Source organism: Halorubrum sp. SD690R, from assembly GCF_005435035.1.
In the GTDB taxonomy this organism is placed as follows: Archaea; Halobacteriota; Halobacteria; order Halobacteriales; family Haloferacaceae; genus Halorubrum; species Halorubrum ezzemoulense.
Genome location: NZ_SGTV01000023.1, coordinates 45,916 through 52,457, shown reverse-complemented (window position 1 = coordinate 52,457; position 6,542 = coordinate 45,916). Strand labels below are relative to the sequence as shown.

Genomic DNA, 6,542 nt, shown 5'->3' with positions numbered 1-6,542 from the left:
TTCTATTACCCCAAGTTCCGCAAGTTCCGATAGCCTCTGGCCGAAGGCAGGACGGTCTTCATGCATACCCGCTTTTGCCGGGCCAGAGGCACTAATGCTCCTGGTTCCGCCAGTCTACTGAAGAGCGACGATTATTGTTTGATTATCTTTATTTCCATTTGGCCCGATGATATACAGGTGGTGCCCATTAACATGGTTGTACGTTTCGTATCCGATTTCGGTTATCAACTCTCCCGGTTCATGCTGTAGACCAAATTCAGAGATAGTTTTTTCTTGCGCGAGTATCTCCCTTAACTGTTGAAATCCCTGGCCTGAGTTGATTTTACCCTCTGTCTCCATTACCTCTTTAAGAGCGTTAATCGCATCATGTCCGAATCGAAGAGTATGCCAGCCTCGCTGTATTTTTTCAGAGAGATTTGTTTGGTTAAATGCGAAAAGCAAAGCCGCAAGCGCACTCAAAATTATCCCAAGTAATCCAGCCAGTTCTATCCAACCGGGGTATATGAGTGTCATATAATTAATACAAACGAGGGTTGATTAAAATTCTGTGGAGTATCTCACTGTCGCGTGCGACGGAGGTGTTTCTATGATCTGTACTGACCACGCCCCGGTCAGAGTATATCACTTCCTACGAATTTTAACAGGGTCGTATATTGCGATATAAAAGAACCGCCCATTAGGGTATGTTTATTGGTTATATTCGTGCGTCCTCTGGTAGACTCTGTGGGTTCTGGTTAGTTCAACGTCTTCTATTGAACCGTACTCGCTGTCGATCAGGGTATGTCAGGGTCGTTCGGGATACCGGCTCCCAAACAACCGATTGGTGCCCTGGACTCTTTTATATGTCCCGTAAGTGGTCTTTTCGACGTTCGGCTTTTTGGTCGTATGAGCCTTTGTCGTAGTGCTTTTCGAGGACCTTGCCGCCCATGTTAACTCGGTCTCCGGTCACGTCTTTGGGTTGGCCGGCGTTTCGTGCGGCCGTGACGTATCCCCGACGAAGGGCGTGGGGGCTGACCGAGCCGGGACATTTGTTCGCTTGGTCGAACGCGAGGGCGTCACAGGTCTCGGTGTCCTTGCCGAAGGGGCACTTCCCGCCGTTGTAGGTACAGGGCCGGGTGGCGGTGTAGATGTTCTTCTGGATCGTCGTGCGGGCGACTCGGCCGTGGGTAGAGGCAAGGAGTGGCGATCGCCCGTTGTCGTCTTTCACATCCGGTCGGGTGTCGGTGACGTAGTCGTCTATTACGTCGGCTGTTTCCCAGTTCAGGAGTACGTCACGTTCGCCCTTGGTTTTCTGTTTCAGGGGGGTGCTGGTTTGGGGTCGGTGTCGGATCTCCAGCGCGGGACGGGCGGTGTCGAAGTCTTCGAGGTCCAGAGCCCGGAGTCCGCCGATTCGCATACCTGTTTTCCAGAGGATGAGGGTGGTGACGTGTCGGGTGCTGGCGTATTCGTATTTGTTCAGGTATTCCAGTATGTCGCTCGCTTCTTGCCGCGTGAGTATGTCGTCACAGATCTCGTCGTCTTCGGAGACTTTGGTGGGGATGACGAGTTCGTGGAGTCCGACAGGGACGGCCTGTATGGATTCACAGAATTGGATGAAGTTGCTGACGGTCCGCATGTCGTTTCGGCATGTGATTGGTTTGACGCTGTTGAGCCGCCATGATTCGAAGCGGACGAGTTCGTCGCTGTCTACGTCTCGCATGTCGTTGATGTTCCGCTCGTCCAGAAACTCCAATAGCCGTTTGAGGGCGGTGTTGTAGTTGTAGTATGTTTTGTCGGAGACGTGGGCTTGTTTCTTTTTGAGGTATCGTTGCTTGGCGTCGTGCGGCGGTGTCGGTTTGAGTTCCATGGGTGTTCCGCGCACGTTCCCGCTGGAGGCTTGTCCGCGTATGGACCAGCGGTAGCGGCGAGGTACAGCGTGCCTCGGCGCGTAGAGGGTGATAATTCCCTCCTCCGGCTCTTCTACCGAATCGTCCTCCGACCGAGAGCCGCGGCCGTGCGCGCCGTCGTCCTCCGTGATCGGCCTCTTTCTGATCGTTCCGTCACCGCTGTGCGATATCAGATTTATATTATCAAAAGAATATTAGGTGTGTGTCTATGTACCATGGGGCCGTGTACGCAGATATGCGACCAGAATACGAGCATCACGGCGAAGAAGTGTACGAGTGTTTCAAATGCGGTCGGCGAACGGACTCGCCGGGCGAGTGCGAGTGTGGCGGTGAACTGTGTCATATCGGCCGTTCCCGGGATCTGTAGCCGGATCTGTCACCGCCCGGTCTCGGCCCGTCGTCGATCCGATCAGTCGCTCCCGGCGGCGTCGTTCCCGTCGCCTCCGTCGGCGTCGCTTCCCCCGGCGTCGTCGCCAACCTCACTCTCCGCGTCCTCGTCGCTCGCATCCCCGTCCGGCTCGAACTCCGGCAGCGAGAGGACGTTCTCCCGCCCCAGCCGGAAGCCGTCGAGGTCGCCCTCGTCGCGGAGCCCCGTCACCACCTGACTCGTCTTCGCGGCGGTCCAGTCCAGCTCCTCGGCCACCTGCTTCTGTTTCATCCGACCGCCCTGTGACTCGATGAGGCGAAGCACCTGCTCCTCGTTGCTCAACAGGTCGCTGTCGACGGTCGGCGCCGCGTCCGCCTCGTCGTCGCTCTCACCGGAGGTGTCCGCGTCGCCGTCTCCGCCGAGTCCCGACTCGCCGCTTGCGGCAGTCTCGTCACTCGCGGCAGTCTCGCTCCCGGCGGTCTCGCTTCCGACCGCCGTGTCGGTCGCGACGACTCCCTCTCCGCCGTCGTCCCCGGCGTTGCGCCGCCGATAGGCGGTTGTTCCGGCGACGACGAGCACGGCGAAGAGAGCGACGAGCCCGGCGGTCGGCACCCCCGAGAGCGGCCCGGCGGGTGCGACCGCGATCCGCGGTTGGCCGGCCGAGAAGTCGACCGGACCGTTCCAGACGACGGACTCCTCCCGGACCTTGCTCGGCTCCGGCGTCGTCTCTCCGAGGCGATACCCGTCCGACCACGAGACGATGAGCGACGAGGAGCCGTCGAGGAACAGCCCGTCGACCGCGTCGCCGACGCGCAGCCGGTCGCCGTCGACGGCGGCGAAGTTCGTCCACTCGAACCGGTAGGTCAACACGCCGTACGCCTGCGGGAGTTCGCGCCGCTCGGCGGTGACGGTCGCGTTCGACACGGTCATGTTGCGCCCTGTCGCCGACTCGGCGGTCGCCGCGGTCGAGGCCATCCGGTCGCGGAACCGGGCCGTGTACGCGTCCGTGTCGTTCTCCACGTCGGCGCGAAGCTGCTCGAACGCCCGCTCCTCCTCGTCGGTGCCGAGCCGGATCCGGTACTCGACGGTCCATTGCGCGTCGCCGTCCGGTTGGACGGCGACCGCCATCGACACGTCGTCCGGTTCGACGTCCATCTGTGCGAAGCCGCCCTCGAACGGGACCGCGCCCGCGCCGCCGGCGGCGAGGGCGAGACCGACGGCCCCGAGGAGTGCGACGACGGCGAGGGGGACCGGCGCTCGCTTCACGTCCTACGCCACACGGAGAGCCGGTAAATTCCTTCCCATGCGGAACGGTTACGCGGTGCCGCCGCCGGCGGGGCGGCGGGTGTGTGCGGGTTCACGGCGCCACCGACTTCACGCATCGAGGCGAGACGGACTGCCGACGGTCGTCGGCGGGGCGCCCGCGCCGCCGCTCGAACTGTTTCCGTCGGGGCCGCCGCTCGGACCGTTTCCGTCGGAGGCGCCGCTCGAACTGCCTCCGTCAGAGCTATGATTGCTCGAACTGCCTCCGTCAGGGGAGCCATCGCTTGAACCGTTTCCGTCGGAGGCGTCATCGCTTGAACCGTTTCCGTCGGAGGCGCCATCGCTTGAACCGTTTCCGTCGGAGGCGTCATCGCTCGGCCCGCTTTCACTCCCGGGTTCGCTCCCCGGGTCAGTCGGACCGCCGGTCGACGCGTTGCCGGCTCCGCCGCCGGTCGCGGTGCCGGATCCCGAGGGGTCGGACCGGTTCGGGCCGTCCGCGGCGACGGCTCCGGTCCCGTTCGCGCTCCCCGACGCCGGCGGTCCGACGGACCCGTTACCGGGCTCACCGCCCGGACCTTTCCCCGAACCGGCCCCGGGTGCTCCCATCGATCCGTTCCCCGAGCTCGCTCCCGGCGGCCCGGCCGATCGATTTCCCGAATCCCCTCCGGGCCGCCCCATCCCGGGTGAGCCGGCGTCGACGGGCGGGCCGCGTGCGGTCCCGTTGCCCGGCGGGCCGCGCCGTCCGGGGGCGACCGGTCCGCCGACGTCTTTGCCCGCCACGCCGCGGGCGATGGCGGCGACCTCGGGGCCGCTGAGTTCGTTCGCGCGCTCGCGCAGCGTCGCCAGCCGCTCGTTGTCGACGCCCGTCTCGTTCCGGACGGCGGCGGGGAGTTCGGCGGCCGCGCTCGCGCTCCGGTTCAGCCCCCGCGAGAGCGTCTCGATCCGCGCGGTCGTCGTCGCCATCCGCGCGGCGTACGCGCCCTGACTCAGCTCCCCGGCCTCGCGGCGCTCGCGGAGCTCGTCCTGTCGCTGTTCCAGCTCCGCGAGGCGCTCCGCGGTCCGGTTCAGCCGCTCCGCGACGACGGCGGCGCGGCTCTCGTTGGTCTCGGACTCCCGGAGCGCGACCTCGAACGCTCGCGATTCGACCTCGCCCTCGATCTCCGCGCCCTGAACGCCGACGACGCCGGCGAGCCGCTCGCCGGGACTGAGGTCGCCCGTCGCGTTCGCGCCGCTCGCGCTCTCGGCGCCCGAGTCCCCACCGCTCCCGTTCCCCGGGTCGGTCTGTGCGGTCACCATGCCCGCCGGCGCGGCGGCGGCGGCTCCGACGATCAGGGCCGCGGCGACGGCCGCGACGACGAGACTCGCAATCCAGCGGTTCATTACCGGCGTTTATGCCCTCCGATCGTATATATCCGGAACTCCGTTAAGCCGGATCAACGCGGATTAATCGCCCGACGAGACCGGGACGGCTCGATTCCTCAAAAACGAGTGACAACTGCGGCTCGTCTCCGCGGAGGACGCGTCGTCGCGGCTCAGTACGTCTTCGCGAAGTACGCCGTCCGCTCGGCGGCGGCGTCGCACATCGCGCACGTCTCCTCGTGGTCCCCGTCGGCGAGGGGGTCCTCGTCGTCGAACGGGACCATCACGATCTCGGCGGCCATCGGTTCCTTGATCGGCTCCTCGCAGGCCTCGTCGCCGCACCACGGCGCCTTCACGTAGCCGCCGTGCTGGCCGAGCGTGCCGAGGATCTCGGCGCGGTCGTCGGCCTCGCGCACGCCGTCGTCGAGGGTCTCCTCGGCGGTCGCGTACAGCTTGGCGTATATCTCGTCGAACTGCTCGCGGACGGTCTCGGCGACGGCCTCGCGGTCGACCTCGACGCTCTCCCCGTCGGGCCGGTGGACCAGCGTGAGCTCCTCGTCGTCGACCTCGTGGGGACCGATCTCGATCCGGAGCGGGATCCCGTTAAGCTCGTGTTCGTTGAACTTGAACCCGGGGTTGCGCTCGTCGCGGTCGTCGAGCTCGACCCGGATCCCGGCGTCGTCGAGGTCGTCGGTCACGCCCTCGGCGTAGTCGAGGACGTCTTCTTTCGTGTCCTCCTGCCAGATGGGGACGACGACGACCTGCGTGGGCGCGACCGTGTGAGGCAAGACGAGCCCCTGCTCGTCAGAGTGGGTCATGATCAGCGCGCCCAGCGCGCGCCACGAGAGCCCCCACGAGGTGGTGTGGGCGACGCGCTCCTCCTCGTCCTCGTCCGAGTAGGTGATGTCGAACGCCTCGGCGAACGACTGCCCGAGGTGGTGGGAGGTGCCCGCCTGGACCGACTTCCCGTCGGGCATCAGCGCCTCGACGGTCGTCGTCGTGTCCGCGCCGGGGAACTTGTCGTGGTCCGGCTTCTGCCCCTTCAGGACGGGCATCGCCAGCAGGTCGTCGTAGACGGACTCGTACTGGTCGAGCCGGGTCATCGTCTCCGCCCACGCGTCCTCGCGGGTCGCGTGCGCCGTGTGGCCCTCCTGCCAGAGGAACTCCTTCGTCCGGAAGAAGGGCTTCGTCTCGGTCGCCTCCCAGCGCACGACCGAGCACCACTGGTTCACGCGCAGCGGGAGGTCGCGGTGGCTCCGCACCCACTGGCTGATGTACGGCGTGATGATCGATTCGGAGGTGGGCCGGACCGCGAGCCGCTCCTCGAGCTCCTTATTGCCCGCCTCGTCGACCCACGCCACCTCGGGATCGAACCCCTCGACGATGTCCTTCTCCCGTTCGAGGTACGACTCGGGGATGAACATCGGGAAGTAGGCGTTCTGGACGCCGGTGTTCTTGAACTTCGCGTCGAGGAACCCCTGGAGCCGCTCCCAGACCGCGTACGCCCGCGGACGGGTGACGATGAAGCCGCTCATCCCCTCCGGCCCGTAGTCGGCGAGGCCGGCCTTTCGTACGACCTCGGCGTACCACTCGCCCGTGTTGTGCGTCTTGGACTCGGTGATCCCGAGCTCTTGGTCATCGTCGCTCATTACTCTCGAAAGCGGGTG

Annotated in this window: 5 protein-coding genes; all 5 read right to left on the bottom strand. The window is 64.9% G+C overall.

The genetic code is table 11. The features are described from left to right. Nucleotides 1-114: 114 nt before the first annotated feature. A complete protein-coding gene (locus tag EXE41_RS13630; protein WP_137691300.1) occupies nt 115-513 on the bottom strand; it encodes a hypothetical protein in 399 nt (132 codons plus the stop codon). 325 nt (nt 514-838) lie between these two features. Continuing rightward, nucleotides 839-1,846, bottom strand: coding sequence for a site-specific integrase (locus tag EXE41_RS13625; RefSeq protein WP_137691299.1), 1,008 nt, complete (start codon nt 1,844-1,846; stop codon nt 839-841). A gap of 449 nt (nt 1,847-2,295) precedes the next feature. Further along, nucleotides 2,296-3,519, bottom strand: a complete 1,224-nt coding sequence (locus tag EXE41_RS13615; protein WP_137691298.1) for a hypothetical protein — start codon at nt 3,517-3,519, stop codon at nt 2,296-2,298. Between the two features lie 108 nt (nt 3,520-3,627). Beyond that, nucleotides 3,628-4,896, bottom strand: a complete 1,269-nt coding sequence (locus EXE41_RS13610; protein WP_137691297.1) for a hypothetical protein — start codon at nt 4,894-4,896, stop codon at nt 3,628-3,630. 152 nt (nt 4,897-5,048) lie between these two features. Next, a complete protein-coding gene (proS, locus tag EXE41_RS13605) occupies nt 5,049-6,524 on the bottom strand; it encodes a proline--tRNA ligase (RefSeq protein ID WP_137691296.1) in 1,476 nt (491 codons plus the stop codon). Nucleotides 6,525-6,542: the final 18 nt, after the last annotated feature.

Excerpts from the sequence above, each read along its gene's own strand:
- EXE41_RS13630 (WP_137691300.1), bottom strand. The coding sequence starts at position 513 with ATGACACTCATATACCCCGGTTGGATAGAACTGGCTGGATTACTTGGG.
- EXE41_RS13625 (WP_137691299.1), bottom strand. The coding sequence starts at position 1,846 with ATGGAACTCAAACCGACACCGCCGCACGACGCCAAGCAACGATACCTC.
- EXE41_RS13610 (WP_137691297.1), bottom strand. The coding sequence starts at position 4,896 with ATGAACCGCTGGATTGCGAGTCTCGTCGTCGCGGCCGTCGCCGCGGCC.
- proS (WP_137691296.1), bottom strand. The coding sequence starts at position 6,524 with ATGAGCGACGATGACCAAGAGCTCGGGATCACCGAGTCCAAGACGCAC.